The organism is Paenibacillus sp. EPM92 (assembly GCF_016586185.1).
Classification (GTDB): Bacteria; Bacillota; Bacilli; order Paenibacillales; family NBRC-103111; genus Paenibacillus_G; species Paenibacillus_G validus.
In genome coordinates, this window is sequence record NZ_BCPS01000025.1 from 1 (window position 1) to 14,844 (window position 14,844).

Sequence of the window (14,844 nt, forward strand, 5' to 3'; positions counted from 1 at the left end):
GAATGGCAAGATCTGATGTTTCGCGGCAGAAGCATCAACATCCGTTTGGTGATGATGGCGGAAGGGAACCACGCGTACCCATCCCGAACACGAACGTTAAGCCTTCCAGCGTCGATGGTACTTGGACCGCAGGGTCCTGGGAGAGTAGAACGTCGCCAAGCGGATTAAGAGTCTTTTTGGGTAGAATACTATCCAGGAGGGCTCTTTTATTTTATTTCAAATTGAAAATGGTTTGAAAATGGACACAGCTTTTTGCTTGACACCAAAAATGAGCTTTTGGTAAGATTGCAATAATATATTTCGGCAAGTATTCAATAAGGAGGATTTATTACGTGTGGGAGTCTAAGTTTGAAAAAGAAGGATTAACGTTTGATGACGTGTTGCTCGTACCGCGAAAGTCGAATGTTTTCGGTAAAGAGATTGATATCAGCACAGAACTGACAAGCAAGATTAAGCTCAATATCCCCTTCATCAGCTCTGCGATGGATACCGTTACGGAATCGAAGCTCGCAATAGCAATAGCTAGAGAAGGCGGAGTCGGGATCATTCACAAAAATATGCCGATCGCGCAGCAAGCGGAAGAAGTCGATCGTGTTAAGCGTTCGGAGAGCGGCGTAATTACAAATCCTTTTTATTTGACTCCAGAACATCATGTGTATGACGCGGAAGAGTTGATGGCCAAGTACCGCATCTCAGGCGTACCTGTTTGTGATGACAATAAAAGATTGGTCGGTATCCTGACCAACCGCGATCTTCGTTTTGTTCATGATTATTCCATCAAAATCAAAGATGTCATGACAAAGGACAACCTGGTCACGGCTCCGGTAGGCACTACGCTTCAGCAAGCGGAAGGCATCCTCCAAAGACATAAGATCGAGAAACTTCCTTTAGTCGATGATCAAATGATCCTTAAAGGTCTGATTACGATCAAAGACATCGAGAAAGCGATCCAGTTTCCGAATTCGGCTAAAGACGAGCATGGACGGTTACTCGTAGGTGCTGCAGTCGGCGTATCCAAAGACGTGTTAGAACGTACGGCGGCCTTGGTTGAAGCCGGTGCCGACTTAATCGTCGTGGACTCTGCACACGGCCATCACATTAATATCCTCAACACGGTGAGAGCCATTCGGGAGCAATACCCGGAGTTGACGATTATGGCAGGTAACGTAGCAACGGGTGATGGCACCCGGGATTTGATTGAAGCCGGGGCTAGTATCGTGAAGGTAGGTATCGGACCGGGCTCGATCTGTACGACGCGTGTCATTGCCGGTATCGGCGTACCGCAAATTACGGCCATCTACGATTGCGCCAGTGTAGCGCGCAGTTACAACGTACCAATTATCGCTGACGGCGGCATCAAGTACTCCGGCGACGTAACAAAAGCGATTGCCGCGGGCGCAAGTGCTGTGATGATCGGAAGTCTTTTTGCAGGAACGGAAGAAAGTCCGGGTGAATCGGAGATTTATCAGGGTCGCCGGTTTAAAGTATACCGCGGAATGGGCTCGCTCGGCGCGATGAAGGAAGGAAGTAAGGACCGGTATTTTCAAGAGAACGAAAGCAAGCTGGTTCCGGAAGGTATCGAAGGTCGGGTCGCTTATAAAGGACCGCTCGCAGACACATTGTATCAGCTAGTCGGCGGACTTCGTTCCGGAATGGGTTATTGCGGTTCCCCGAACATCCTTTCGTTGATCAATGATACGTCTTTCATTCGAATTACAGGCGCAGGGCTGCGCGAAAGCCACCCGCATGATGTGCATATTACGAAAGAAGCGCCTAACTATTCGTTATAAGAATTATATAGCCTATCAAAGGGACGGAAGCTGCGGCTTCCGTTTCTGTTTTTATTGGAAGGAACAAGCTTTTTTTACCTTATAAGTGGCTTGTGGTACAATTAAACTTGTTTTCTTATTTATTATTAAATCATAGGAGTGAGATGATTGTTTGTAAACGTAAAACGAATTTGTTCGGTTGTTGCTGTAGCCCTTTTCTTGAACACATCCCTTGCTCTCGTGCAGCCTCCTCAAGCGAGCGCCGCCGATACGAATACGGCCGACTTGCAGCTGAATGCGTCCTCGGCCATATTGATGGAGGCTAGTACGGGGCAAATCTTATATGAATATAATGCCGATAAGGCGCTGCCTCCTGCAAGTATGGCCAAGATGATGACCGAATACTTGGTAATGGATGCGATAGAAAGCGGTAAAATCAAAACGACGGATATGGTGAATACGACGCCTGCCGCGGCTGACGCGATCGGCTCGGGTCAGTTGCTCGCGTTGAACGAACAAGCGACCGTCGACAATATGTTTGCAGCCATGTCGATCTACTCCTCCAACGATGCCACGGTTGCTCTGGCTGAAGCGATTGCCGGTTCGGAAGAAAGCTTCGCGAAAATGATGAACGAGAAGGCGAAGGAGTTCGGATTGTCACCGGATGCGCATTTTATTAATTCGACGGGGTTGTCGCGCGCCGATATGGGCAAGTATGCTCCCAAAGAACTGCAGGGTGAGACGCTTCTAAGCGCCAAAGATGCCGCCCTGATTGCTTACCATCTTATCAACGACCACAAGAACCTGCTGGAATACACGAAGACGCCGGCTCGCAAATTCCGTGAGACGGACAAATCGCCTATGATCAACTGGAACTGGATGCTGGCGGATAATAAAAGCAATAAAAACTTTGCTAAATATGCGTATGAAGGTTTGGACGGGTTGAAAACGGGTCATACCGATGAGGCCGGCTACTGCTTCACCGGCACGGCCGAACGTAACGGCATGCGGTTGATCAGTGTGGTGATGGGCACAGGCCCGAAAGAAGAGGCGCGGTTTATCGAAACCCGTAAAGTGCTGGACTACGGTTTTAATAATTTTGCCCCGAAACAAGTACTAACGGCAAAAGCTGAAATAGATTCGTTGAAAACGGTCAATATTAAAAAAGGCGTGCAATTGGAAGTTCCTGTGGTGACGCAAACCGGACTCACGCTCATCGCGAAAAAAGGGACGCCGGACGATCAATTCAAAGTCACCGCCCAGGCCCTGGACGAATCGAAATTAACAGCGCCGATTGAGAAAGGCCAAGTGGTAGGTACGGCTAAAGTGACTTATGAAGGCAAAGAATACAACGTAAATTTAATCACCACGGAAGAGGTGGAGAAAGCCGGCTGGTTCCGGTTATTTTTCCGGGCGATTAAACAATTTTTCATCGATACGCTCTCCGGTGCCAAGAACGGTTAAAATCCGAGCGTATGGGTTGTACATTTAGAACAGTTCATGTAAAATATTTCTTTAGTTAGTTTGTCCTAAGTAAAGGAACGTGCCAACATAAAAGCAGAGTCTCGGGAGGAGTCGGACATGGAAACTGGAACATCTCGCGTTAAAAAAGGTATGGCCGAAATGCAAAAAGGCGGCGTCATCATGGACGTCATGAATGCAGAGCAAGCACGTATTGCAGAGGCGGCAGGCGCTTCAGCCGTTATGGCTTTGGAACGGGTGCCTTCGGATATTCGTGCAGCAGGCGGCGTTGCTCGTATGGCGGACCCGACGATCGTAGAAGAAGTTATGAAAGTTGTATCTATTCCCGTAATGGCCAAAGCGCGTATTGGGCATTTTGTCGAGGCGAAAGTGTTGGAATCGATGGGCGTCGACTATATCGACGAGAGCGAAGTGCTGACACCTGCTGACGAAGTGTTCCACATTAATAAAAAAGAATTTACCGTACCGTTCGTATGCGGCGCAAGAGATCTTGGCGAGGCGCTCCGTCGGATCGGCGAAGGAGCTTCCATGCTTCGTACGAAGGGCGAGCCGGGGACAGGAAACATTGTGGAAGCCGTTCGTCATATGCGCATGATTACGGGTCAAATTCGCAAAGTGCAGAGCTTGTCCAAAGACGAGCTGATGGCGGAAGCAAAAAACTTGGGCGCTCCTTACGAGCTGCTGCTGCAAGTACATGAAACCGGTCGTTTGCCGGTTGTAAACTTTGCCGCAGGCGGCGTGGCGACACCGGCCGATGCCGCATTGATGATGCACCTCGGTTCGGACGGCGTATTTGTCGGCTCCGGTATCTTCAAATCGGATAACCCGGAGAAGTTCGCGAAAGCGATTGTCGAAGCGACGACGCATTATACCGATTATGAGCTAATTGCCAACATTTCGAAAAACTTGGGTACGCCGATGAAAGGCATCGAAATTTCGAAGCTGCACGTGTCGGAACGTATGCAGGATCGCGGCTGGTAAACCGAGTATAACAGCCGCGGAAGGAAGAGGTTGAGCGACATGAAGATAGGTGTTTTGGCGTTGCAGGGCGCCGTCGCCGAGCATATTCGGTTAATCGAGAAGGCCGGCGGCGAAGGCGTTATTGTGAAACGGACGGAGCAGCTTGACGACATCCAGGGGATCGTGATCCCCGGAGGCGAAAGCACTACGATCGGCAAGCTGATGCGCACATATCAATTTATCGAGGCCCTACGCGAATTTTCGCGGCAGGGCAAACCGATTTTCGGCACTTGTGCCGGTTTGATCGTGCTTGCGAATGATATTGTCGGGCAGGACGAGACTCATCTCGGGCTGATGGATATCCGGGTGGCTCGGAACGCTTTCGGTCGTCAGCGTGAGAGCTTCGAAACCGATTTGGATGTAAAAGGCATTGCTAAAGACGTACGCGCCGTATTCATCCGCGCCCCGTTAATTGAGCAAGTCGGGGATGGAGTGGAAGTTCTGGCTACCTATCAAGGTTCCATCGTAGCCGCAAGACAAGGACATCTGCTGGCCGCTTCGTTTCATCCGGAATTGACCGATGATGAACGCATGCATGGCTATTTTCTAGATATGGTACGTGAGACGAGGTAGGAGGGATCTCCTTGTTGGATGTTAAATTGCTGCGAAGCGATCTGGATCAAGTGAAGCAAGCGATGGCGAACCGGGGGAAAAACTTCGAGGAGCTTGATCGTTTCACAGCGCTCGATACGAAGCGCAGAGAGCTTTTGCAAGAAACGGAGCAATTGAAAAATCGCCGGAATGTTGTGTCTCAAGAAGTGGCGCAACTGAAGAAGGCGAAGGAAAACGCGGACCATCTGATCGAGGAGATGAAGGTCGTCGGAGACCGGATCAAATCACTGGATGAAGAAATTCGTGAGCTTGAAACGCAACTGGACGCGATCTTACTATCTATTCCGAATATTCCACAGAGCGACGTACCGATCGGCTTCAGCGAAGAGGAGAACGTGGAGATTCGCCGTATAGGCGAGGTGCCTGCATTCTCTTATGAACCGAAGCCGCATTGGGAAGTAGCGCAGCAGCTGGGCATTCTAGATTTTGAAGCTGCGGCGAAAGTGACCGGCTCGCGCTTCGTGTTCTACAAGGGCTTAGGCGCCCGTCTAGAGCGCGCATTGTTTAACTTCATGATGGATCTGCATGCGGACAAGCATGGCTATCAGGAAGTGCTGCCGCCGCAAATCGTGAATCGCGATAGTTTGACGGGAACCGGACAGCTTCCGAAGTTTGCGGAGGACGTGTTCAAGCTCGAGGGGATGGATTATTACCTGATCCCAACCGCGGAAGTGCCGGTGACGAACTATCACCGTGACGATATTTTGTCGGTGGAAGAGCTGCCGAAATATTATGTGGCTTTGAGCGCTTGCTTCCGATCTGAGGCAGGTTCGGCCGGACGGGATACCCGCGGCTTGATTCGTCAGCATCAGTTCAACAAAGTGGAGCTGGTTAAGCTGACGACGCCGGAGAGTTCAAATGAGGAGCTCGAGAAGATGACGGCGGATGCCGAGAAGGTGCTGCAGCTGCTGCAGCTGCCATACCGCGTTCTCGTGCTTTGTACGGGCGATATCGGCTTTTCATCGACGAAGACGTACGATCTCGAAGTTTGGCTGCCTAGCAGCAATACGTACCGCGAGATTTCATCGTGCAGCAACATTCAGGATTTCCAGGCGCGTCGCGCTAATATTCGGTTCCGCCGCGAAGCAAAAGCAAAGCCGGAGTTCGTGCATACGCTGAACGGCTCGGGGCTTGCGGTAGGACGAACGGTAGCGGCTATTCTGGAGAACTACCAGCAGGAGGACGGCAGCGTGCTCATCCCTGAGGTGTTAAGGCCTTATATGGGCGGCGTCGAACGCATCAGTAAAATTTAGCGCTTGAATCCGGTTTGGCAGTTGTGATACAATGCATCTGTCACCCGGAGAGGTGGTCGAGTGGTTTAAGGCAGCGGTCTTGAAAACCGCCGTGTTCGTGAGGGCACCGTGGGTTCGAATCCCACCCTCTCCGCCATTAACAAATTTGCCCGATACATAAGCATTTTGGGCTTAAATGACTGAAACGCACTGACCGTTGAACAAACGGTCTAGTGCGTTTTTTTGCGTTCGTGACCGTTGGACTAGAATCCAACAGGAGGAATGCCAAGTGAGCGAAAACACAGTAAAAACACCGCGTAAACGCGGGCAAAGAAGAAATAACTTGGAGATACCACAACGGCTTTTAAACCGCCTGACTCCATCGGTCTTAGAAACGCCACCATCTGTACCGCAAGAAGCCCAAAAACCTTCACAGGAGGTTTGGACACTTGATAAGCTGTTCAACCGATATTATTCGGCTAGGCAAGCGTCTGGGGCGGCTGTGCGTACATTGGAGGACTACAGCAAACATATGAACTGGTTTCGCCGTTTCTTGGCTGGGCGGTAGTGTACCTAGCCGAGACGGTTCAATTGATCGTATTCTCACTGTAAACTATGCCCCGCCGCATAATTCCTTAATGTCCCCGCTCCCGCTGTATTGGAAACTCCTTATTTTCATTGCGAAAAGTACACATTTTGACATAGTTCAAAGTCCTTCGAAAACATTGTTTCAAAAAGTGTATATTAAATTCCTTAGTATGCTGTCTTATGTTGCCGAACAGGAACGGAAGAAAACAAAGCAACGTCAGGCAGAAGGCATTGAAGTCGCCCAAAAGAAAGGTGTTAAATTTGGACGACCTAAGAGGGAGATCACGAAAGATTTCGTATCAGTTTATGATGAATGGAAATCTGGTGTAATTACAGCGGTTCAAGCTATGCAGAAGGTTGGGATGAAACCAAACACCTTTTATCGTAGGGTCAGTGAATATGAGAATGTCAAAGCATCCAGTTAGACTAGTATGCTTTTTTCCAATAGGGCATAGTGAGCAACGAGCAGGAAATACCTTTAAAAGAAATTGTAATCCAATTTTATGGGGCGTATGGTATAATCTTACCATCTATATAAGTCGTAACTCCTACTAACGATCTACCGACTAACAAAATTCAAGGAGAATTGCGTATGTCCATCTTCAACAAACTATTCGGTCAAAAGCGCACCATTCAAAGTCCAACATTCGTAAAGGACTTCTCTAAGGATAATAATCAACTATCTGAACTCAATGAACTGCTAGATAAGGTCGTTGATGGTGAAAAGAAGGATAGCATTGAAAGAGACATAAAGTTTCTTAAATATGGGTTAGATGGCGAGAATAACGTCTATTTTGAACTGAAAAATTCGTTCCTTCCAATACTATGTTTGCACGATGTGAGACTGGCATACGAAGATTATGTAGCGCAACTTGATTTCGTTGTCATTTCAAATAAGTTTACATGCATCTTGGAAACCAAGAAACTAAGCGGGAATATCTCTATTGACCAAGACGGTAACTTTGTACGGACAATGAAAAATCGCTATGGTAAAGAGTACAAGGAAGGTATCTACAGTCCGATTACGCAAAATAAAAGGCATGTTGATATACTTAAACATGTGCTTTCAAAAGAGTTGAAGATCAATAACATGCCTATCCTGTCACTTGTCGTAATGGCGAACCCGAAAACGATTATCAAGAAGTACAAATGTCCCGCAGAAATTGAGAAAACGCTTATAAAGTATGACCAAATCAAGGCTACCCTAGAGAAGTATCAGAATGACAAAGCCAATCAGTATGACCTTGCAGAGAAAGATATGTTTGACATTGCTAATCTGCTCGTCAGATTGAATACTCCTATAGATATGGACTTCGAAGCCAAGTATCAACTTTCTAGTGAAGAATATCAACGGAAAGATGAAGCACAACTTCGTGAAGAACTGACAGCCTATAGACTTCAAACTTCAAGAGCGGAGAACATTAAGGCTTACTACGTCTTCAACAATGCAGAGATGGAGGATTTGATTGCGAAGTATCCACGAACAGAAGAAGAATTGTTGGAGGTAAAGGGTTTTGGGAAGGCGAAATTGGAGAAGTACGGCATTGCAATTTTGAACATATTTAATGGGTAGAGGTTCAGAAAAATGCTGAAATTATAATTGCCACATTGATGGATGAAGCTGTAAAATTATTGTTAGAATCAGCAATTAAACTCGAAAAAGGTGCGTGGAACTGTTGGATAACTTCCCAGAACTAATCAAATCGCTTTCTAAAAGAGTAGAGAAAATCAAGGATAGCATTTTGACCGAAGAAGCTACAAAGACGTCAATTATCATGCCGTTTTTCCAAGCACTTAACTATGATGTATTCAATCCAGAAGAGTTCCTCCCTGAGTTCGTTGCTGATGTTGGGATTAAAAAAGGCGAAAAGGTTGACTTTGCTATTATCCAAAATGGTGTTCCGATCATTTTAATTGAAGCTAAGTCAATCAATGAACAACTTCAAAAGCATGATTCGCAATTGTTCAGATACTTTGGCACGACTAAAGCTAAGTTTGCGATTTTAACAAATGGAATTGTATATAGATTCTATACTGACCTAGAAGAACAGAACAAGATGGATACATTGCCATTCTTTGAGTTCAACTTGTTAGATGTACGTGATAACCAAATAGCCGAACTATACAAATTCAGAAAAGAAAACTTCAATATTGACAGCATATTCAATACTGCTTCTGAATTGAAGTATACAAACGAAATCAAGCAATTCCTTACAAAACAGTGGGAAAATCCGTCCGATGAATTTATTGCATTCATCCTCTCAGAAGTCTATCAAGGTAAAAAGACAAAGCAAGTTATTGAGAAATTTGCTGGGGTAGTTAAAAAATCACTCAAACAGTTTGTCAACGATACTTTAAACGATACATTAAAGGTCGCAATCGCTAACACGAATGCCGAAATAAAACCAGTAACAAATGAAGTAGCTGTTACCTCCGCTGTAGAAGATGAACAAGAAAAACCCCAAATTGTTACAACAGAAGAGGAAATCGAAGGGTACGTTACTATTAAGCTATTGCTTTCAGATACGATTGACCCATCACGAGTGTTCTACAGAGATAATTTAAGCTATCTTAACGTACTGATTGATGACAACATTCGGAAGTGGATTTGTCGTCTTGGGTTTAACAGCAGTAATAACAAATACATACAACTTAATGATGAGAATAAGACGATTTTCAATATAAGCAAGGTATCCGATATTTTGCAGTACAAACAACAAATTATCGAAACAGCGAAAAAGTTTGAGTAGCGAGGGTTGAACTAAGGTGGTGAATTGCGATTAAGCCAAGTCTTAACTCTAATGAAGTGTACAGAGGGGCATATGTTTTTGTTGAGACAGAGGGTAATTTGGAAGCAGACTTTTTTAAACAAGGCAGAAAATACAATGTTGCATTAAATGTTATAACAAGTTAATCATGCCCAATAGAGGTTGTATTTATCATACCAAAATAATATAATTACATTTAAGTCAACGGTCACTCATGAAAAATAACGTAATTAGTAAGACCGCCGTAGCGGTTCATCAGTAAATTGCGATAAATACAGTCGTGGCAAGGGGTTGCGGTGTTTTTAAGTGATAATCGGTCTTGAAAACCGCCGTGTTCGTGAGGGCACCGTGGGTTCGAATCCTACCCTCTCCGCCATCATTATAAATAACAGGTATCTACGTGCCTACATAGATAGCAACAAGGTCACCGACTTCGTCGGTGGCCTTTTTAGTATGTCTGGCGCTGCCAGGCACAGCGACCAGGAGTAGTTGTCGTCGAGTCGAGCGCCGAGCCCGATTAATCGTGGCGGTTCCTAATTTTTCAACGCCGGGTGAAGTATAGAGAGGTTGGAGAATCCGCATTTTATAAGTATGGAGGTGTTAATGACATCATGGCGAAATCGGATCAATTGCGGATCGATCAACAGGAGCTGGTTCAGGCATGGTCGCGGACGCTGCCAACCGTATTAAATGCTTCCGACCGGGCAGAAGTGTTCGCCGATGAAGCTGATTCCAATGTGCTGCGCGTTCATATCACAACGGCAGGGCGAAACGACTACAGCTTCGACTTTAAGTGTACGTATGTCGATTCGCGGGAAGTAAAGGTCGATCTGGTCGATGTGGAACGCGATGGCAACAATGTGGACGAGCGCACGGACGTGATCCAGACGTTAGTGGACGACTACGTAAGACACATCCATGAATGCGCGCAGCAGCTTCATGCGCTGACGACGCGTTAAGAGGGAGGCATTGAACGATGACGAAAAATAAAAGCAACGTAGATAAAAATTTGCAGAACGTGGTTAAAGACCTCGAGCATATTGCCGTTACGAGTCATCAAGCGCAGCAGGTACAGCAGCAAACGAATGACCATCGCCATCAGGATGCGCTTAACCACGACAAGAAGCACGCCCATGCATCCGGTATCTCGGATATTCAATAAATCTAGAGGGGGCTGAATGATTATGCCTAAAGACATTCCGCAACCGGTAAACCCGCCGAGCGGCCAGGAGAATCAGAACGAACATCGTCAACGGACCGGACCAAAACCGGGCTCGAAGCGAATCAAAAACGAAAACCACAGCCGTCAAAATAACGGCGAAGGCTAAAAAAATCAGCCTCTTACCAACTAAGGCGCGGCCGCATCAAAGATATTCGATGCAAGCTGACGCTTTAGAGAGTAGGAGGCTGTTTTATTTGTGTGTGAGGGGCTTAGTTGTGAGAGAGCGTTAATTGTTTTTTTCGACGATTTGAAAGCATTCGTTGAGTAAAATTTGCGCCATGGCCTCATTATCCGTATACCCGTATAACAAAGCGCCGCCGGCGATGGCTTCGCAAACATCATCCATTAACGTGCAAATGGAAATCGAAAACTCATCATAAACGATGTAGAAAGTGTTTGCCGGCATCTCCATATCCACCTCGGGTTTATTTTTTCGAGATTTATCCCTTATTTTACCACGAGGTAATTAAAAAGAGAACAAGCAACCTTGAATTCTAATGTTTTTTTTAGCATATTTACGTAAAATATAATGATTTTTGCGAGAGGAGCATTTTATTCTAAAAAAGCGTAAAATAAATCATGTAAATTTGAAGGAGGATAGCGGATGATTATCTTGAAAACGAAGGAAGAGATGCTGAAAATGCGTAAAGCGGGTGCCATTCTATCAGCATGTCATAAAGAGATCGCAAAAATGATTCGTCCGGGAATAACAACACTCGCGATTAACGATTTTGCCGAGAAGTTCATTACGGATCATGGAGCGGAACAAGTGACGAAGGGGTTCAAAGGGTATCCCTTCGCTACCTGCGCTTCGGTTAATGACGTTATTGCGCACGGATTTCCGAATACAGAACCTCTTCAGGAAGGCGATATTGTCAAAATGGACATCGTCTGCCGTTACGACGGGTGGTGTGCCGATACGTGCCAAACGTACGCCGTCGGGAACCTTTCGCCGCAAGCGGCACGGCTGGTGCAGGTCACGCGGGAATGCCTGGAGCTCGCCATTCCTCAAGCCGTCGTCGGCAACAGGATCGGGGATGTAGTTCATGTCATTCAACAGCATGCGGAACGAGCAGGCTACTCGATTGTCCGCGATCTGGTCGCCCATGGGATCGGACGGTCGATGCACGAGGAGCCTTCCTTTCCGCATGCGGGGAAGCCGGGACGCGGCTTTCGACTGCAAGAAGGCATGGTGTTCACCATCGAACCGATGGTGAACGCCGGTAAGCTGGAAATGTTCATTGATTTCGACGGGTGGACGGCACGTACGGTGGACGGCAGTTTATCGGCGCAATTCGAGCATACGGTTGCCATTACGAAAGACGGACCATGGGTGTTAACGGAGTAAGGAGAATGTAGAAAATTCGGAACTAAAAGAGCCCGCCGGCACGATCCAATCGCAGCTGCGGGCCCTTCTTCGTTTGTTAGGACGATGGGGAACAGTTATCCTTACGACGTTCGTTTGTCACTTCGTCGTTGTCATTTGTGGCTACACCGGTTGTCGTTACGGTTGCCGTCGCATCGGTCTTCACATCATTAATGCCTTCGTTGTTGTAAAGGTAAATTTCTTCCGTTTGATCCTGCTCATTGGCCATCCGTATCACCTCCGCACTAGTGTTCCGCGGGGGGACGAGTCTTATGCGCCGGATGTAATGGACTTTACGTCCCCGAGAGGACTCGAACCTCTATCGGTCCTTTAGGAGAGGACTGCTCTATCCTGTTGAGCTACGGGGACTTGAAACAAAGTTATTATAACATACCGAAGGGCATGGAGGGAATCCAGACAAAGACAGCCGCATGAAAAAAATATAAACCATGCGCTTGCAGGGTTTTGTAAAGCTCGATTCGTCTAAGTAAACAGGAGAGGAGGGGGAGAACAATTACGGAAGAAGCTTGGATTGCGCGCTTGATGGCGGGCGACCGGGAAGCGTTCCGCGAGCTTGTCGACCGTTACGGCCGTTATTTGTTTCAAGCGGTGTACGGCGTGCTCCATTCGGTGAAAGACGCCGAAGACGTGACGCAGGAAGCGCTGATCAACATCTTTGCGGCTCTCCCCCAATACCGGCATCAAGGATTTAAATCATGGATTACACGCATAGCGGTCAATAAGGCGATCGATTATAAGCGATCGAAGGAACGCAAGAAGGAGCAGCTAACCTCCGATTGGGAGGAGCTTGAGCCGGTTGCGGCCAGAGTGGGCCCGAATACCGTCGAAGATACGTTACTCGAACGGGAGAAGCGGGAGAGGGTGCGCAATTATGTGGACCAGCTGCCGGAGCATTACCGGGACGTCGTGTACGCCTTTTATATTGAGGAAAAATCGTATCAACAAATTGCACAGGAACAGCAGATTGCGTTAAAAACCGTAGAATCGAAGCTGTACCGGGCCAAACAATATTTGCGCAAAGCATGGAAGGAGGAGGATCGGGGATGATCCACATTTCGGAGGAAGCATGGCTGCTCTATATCAACGATGAGCTGTCAGCCGATGAGCGGGACCGCTGCGAGGATCATATGAAGGTATGCGACCACTGTTTGGAGCTTTATATGACCTGCCTGGACAAGGCCGCCGAGCGTCTGCCTCAGCCGGATATGCACACCCTGACGGAAATAACGATGCTGCGGTGGGACGAGCATCTTGAGCAGCAGGCGGATCGTTCACATGGACACGACGCTCATTTGCATCATAGCGCATACCGGCGAGCATGGACGCGGCACCCGATCTTCCATTATGCGGTGGCCGCGGCGGTTACGCTCTTATTGATGGGCTCGGGGGTGTTTCAAATTTTCACCCAGCAGGTGAATGCGCTGGATCCGAAATCGCATGCGGAGGCGGATTCCGTAACGTACCGTTCATTCAGCGACCAGCTGATGGACAAAACGATCGGGATGCTCGATGCCATTCAACCGAAACAAGAAGAGAGAGGGAAACGTGATGAATAGACATAAAAACCCTACTGTAGCATTCATGTTGTCTCTGATTCCGGGTCTAGGTCACTTGTACATGGGCCGCGCATTGAAAGGCGTTCTACTCGGTGGGGCCTTCTTGGGATCGTTGGTCATGACTTTATTCCTGCTATCGGAAAATATAGAAGAAGTGGCAGTCGCCACGCTGATCATTGCCTTTCTGATTTGGTTCGGCAGCCTCTTCGATATTGTGCGTACGATTGCTGCAGGACCGCCCTACCCGGCTCATGCCGAATGGGGATCCCCTAATCATGCCGGCAGCCGTTCCTATGGCCCTGAGCAAGCTTCTGAGCGGCCCTATGGGCCTGAAGCTATGCCGCGACACATGGAGCGGGAGCGGCCTTCGGAAGGGGAACCACCGCGATATGGCAGCGTGCCGCCGCAATATCCGTCCGGCAGCGTAAGCGATCGTCACTTTACGATACTTCTATCCTTCCTTCCGGGACTCGGACACTTCCAGCTCGGGCTGATGCAGCGCGGTCTCGCGTTCCTGGCGTTGTTCTTCGGTCTGGGGGTTGTAACGGTTTTTTTAACCGCGATGACGAATCAGGATGATTTCCTGGTCCTGCTGGGCGGGCTGCCGATTATTTGGCTCTATGGGTTATTCGACTGCGTCCAGCAGTTACACCGGAAGCAGCGGGGCGAGACGCTGGTTGATCGGACGATATTCGAAGATTTTCAGGACGGCCGCGAATCGGGCAAGAAAAACAAAACGATTGCGATGCTGCTGTCCATGTTTCCGGGAGCGGGACATATGTACCTGGGCCTGCAAAAACGGGGATTGCAGCTGATGGCGGCTTTTCTGTTCAGCGTTTATTTTATGGATGCGCTCCGGTTGTCGTTATTTTTGTTCTTGATTCCGATTCTATGGTTTTACAGCTTCTTCGACGCGCTGCAGCAGATCTCGAAATCCGGCAGGGAGCCGTTGACGGATGCACCCATCGTGGATTGGCTCGTCCACCGGCAGCGTTGGATCGGAATCGGATTGCTTGGTCTGGGTTTGTATTATTTGCTGGATCAGGTGCTGTTGAATATGCTTGATCTTTGGCTGCCGAGAGAAGTACGGTCGCGGGTGTTGAACTGGTACCATACCTATTTTCAAACCTTTATCGTTTCGGTACTGCTGATCGGCGGGGGGATACGCCTATTATGGGGCGGCAAGAAAGGGAAGCGGGGGGAGTAGA

17 protein-coding genes, 2 tRNA genes, 1 rRNA gene and 1 pseudogene are annotated in these 14,844 nt (G+C 47.9%); 18 read left to right on the plus strand and 3 right to left on the minus strand.

Features of this window, described 5'->3' with window-relative positions; translation table 11 throughout:
- Positions 1-44: 44 nt before the first annotated feature.
- The 14 genes and pseudogenes from rrf (at position 45) to JMF85_RS04715 (ending at position 10,799) form a co-directional block, all read left to right on the plus strand.
- Positions 45-161 (plus strand): 5S ribosomal RNA (gene rrf, locus JMF85_RS04650).
- Between the two features lie 171 nt (positions 162-332).
- Entirely contained in the window at positions 333-1,790 is a 1,458-nt protein-coding gene (gene guaB / locus JMF85_RS04655) for an IMP dehydrogenase (RefSeq protein WP_054800301.1), read from the plus strand.
- 147 nt (positions 1,791-1,937) lie between these two features.
- Positions 1,938-3,233 (plus strand): D-alanyl-D-alanine carboxypeptidase family protein, encoded by a 1,296-nt coding sequence (locus JMF85_RS04660; RefSeq protein ID WP_127609139.1) that lies wholly within the window; start codon positions 1,938-1,940, stop codon positions 3,231-3,233.
- Between the two features lie 117 nt (positions 3,234-3,350).
- On the plus strand, positions 3,351-4,232 hold the full coding sequence (gene pdxS / locus JMF85_RS04665; protein ID WP_141336655.1) for a pyridoxal 5'-phosphate synthase lyase subunit PdxS: 882 nt from the start codon (positions 3,351-3,353) through the stop codon (positions 4,230-4,232).
- A 39-nt stretch (positions 4,233-4,271) separates the two neighbouring features.
- Complete coding sequence (pdxT, locus tag JMF85_RS04670) at positions 4,272-4,844, plus strand: pyridoxal 5'-phosphate synthase glutaminase subunit PdxT (RefSeq protein WP_141336654.1); 573 nt, start codon at positions 4,272-4,274, stop codon at positions 4,842-4,844.
- Between the two features lie 11 nt (positions 4,845-4,855).
- Positions 4,856-6,136 carry a serine--tRNA ligase gene (gene serS, locus JMF85_RS04675; protein WP_201317833.1) on the plus strand — a complete coding sequence of 427 codons (1,281 nt, stop codon included), beginning with the start codon at positions 4,856-4,858 and terminating at the stop codon, positions 6,134-6,136.
- A gap of 46 nt (positions 6,137-6,182) precedes the next feature.
- Positions 6,183-6,272, plus strand: a tRNA-Ser gene (locus JMF85_RS04680).
- Between the two features lie 132 nt (positions 6,273-6,404).
- Positions 6,405-6,683 (plus strand): hypothetical protein, encoded by a 279-nt coding sequence (locus JMF85_RS04685; protein WP_201317834.1) that lies wholly within the window; start codon positions 6,405-6,407, stop codon positions 6,681-6,683.
- A 184-nt stretch (positions 6,684-6,867) separates the two neighbouring features.
- Positions 6,868-7,128, plus strand: a pseudogene (locus JMF85_RS28560) (recombinase family protein); the annotation flags it as partial.
- Between the two features lie 167 nt (positions 7,129-7,295).
- Positions 7,296-8,276 carry an NERD domain-containing protein gene (locus tag JMF85_RS04695; protein WP_201317835.1) on the plus strand — a complete coding sequence of 327 codons (981 nt, stop codon included), beginning with the start codon at positions 7,296-7,298 and terminating at the stop codon, positions 8,274-8,276.
- Between the two features lie 103 nt (positions 8,277-8,379).
- Entirely contained in the window at positions 8,380-9,453 is a 1,074-nt protein-coding gene (locus JMF85_RS04700) for a type I restriction endonuclease (RefSeq protein ID WP_201317836.1), read from the plus strand.
- Positions 9,454-10,082: 629 nt separating this feature from the next.
- Complete coding sequence (locus JMF85_RS04705; RefSeq protein ID WP_054798165.1) at positions 10,083-10,430, plus strand: hypothetical protein; 348 nt, start codon at positions 10,083-10,085, stop codon at positions 10,428-10,430.
- Between the two features lie 17 nt (positions 10,431-10,447).
- Complete coding sequence (locus JMF85_RS04710) at positions 10,448-10,633, plus strand: hypothetical protein (protein ID WP_127609126.1); 186 nt, start codon at positions 10,448-10,450, stop codon at positions 10,631-10,633.
- A gap of 22 nt (positions 10,634-10,655) precedes the next feature.
- On the plus strand, positions 10,656-10,799 hold the full coding sequence (locus JMF85_RS04715; protein WP_201317837.1) for a small acid-soluble spore protein P: 144 nt from the start codon (positions 10,656-10,658) through the stop codon (positions 10,797-10,799).
- A 120-nt stretch (positions 10,800-10,919) separates the two neighbouring features.
- On the opposite strand, the gene JMF85_RS04720 is transcribed toward JMF85_RS04715, so the two are convergent.
- Entirely contained in the window at positions 10,920-11,099 is a 180-nt protein-coding gene (locus JMF85_RS04720) for a hypothetical protein (RefSeq protein WP_127609125.1), read from the minus strand.
- A 198-nt stretch (positions 11,100-11,297) separates the two neighbouring features.
- On the opposite strand from JMF85_RS04720, the gene map reads away from it, so the two are divergent.
- Complete coding sequence (gene map, locus JMF85_RS04725; protein WP_054798166.1) at positions 11,298-12,041, plus strand: type I methionyl aminopeptidase; 744 nt, start codon at positions 11,298-11,300, stop codon at positions 12,039-12,041.
- 76 nt (positions 12,042-12,117) lie between these two features.
- Here the strand turns inward: map and JMF85_RS04730 are convergent, their stop codons facing one another.
- Together JMF85_RS04730 and JMF85_RS04735 are read right to left on the minus strand one after the other, a co-directional pair.
- The gene (locus tag JMF85_RS04730) at positions 12,118-12,288 is read right to left on the minus strand and encodes a hypothetical protein (RefSeq protein ID WP_155615177.1); all 171 of its coding nucleotides are present in this window, start codon (positions 12,286-12,288) and stop codon (positions 12,118-12,120) included.
- Between the two features lie 67 nt (positions 12,289-12,355).
- A tRNA-Arg gene (locus tag JMF85_RS04735) sits at positions 12,356-12,428 on the minus strand.
- A 174-nt stretch (positions 12,429-12,602) separates the two neighbouring features.
- Between JMF85_RS04735 and JMF85_RS04740 the strand changes: the two genes are divergently transcribed.
- Genes JMF85_RS04740 through JMF85_RS04750 form a run of 3 tightly spaced genes read left to right on the plus strand, consistent with a single transcriptional unit; the run spans position 12,603 to position 14,843 of the window.
- Positions 12,603-13,127 carry an RNA polymerase sigma factor gene (locus JMF85_RS04740; protein WP_127609124.1) on the plus strand — a complete coding sequence of 175 codons (525 nt, stop codon included), beginning with the start codon at positions 12,603-12,605 and terminating at the stop codon, positions 13,125-13,127.
- Positions 13,124-13,636: a zf-HC2 domain-containing protein gene (locus tag JMF85_RS04745; RefSeq protein WP_164751916.1), complete on the plus strand. Its 513-nt coding sequence runs from the start codon at positions 13,124-13,126 to the stop codon at positions 13,634-13,636. Before JMF85_RS04740 ends, JMF85_RS04745 begins: the two co-directional genes overlap by 4 nt.
- Complete coding sequence (locus JMF85_RS04750) at positions 13,629-14,843, plus strand: hypothetical protein (protein ID WP_127609122.1); 1,215 nt, start codon at positions 13,629-13,631, stop codon at positions 14,841-14,843. The genes JMF85_RS04745 and JMF85_RS04750 overlap by 8 nt, the downstream gene beginning before the upstream one ends.
- Position 14,844 lies beyond the last annotated feature (1 nt).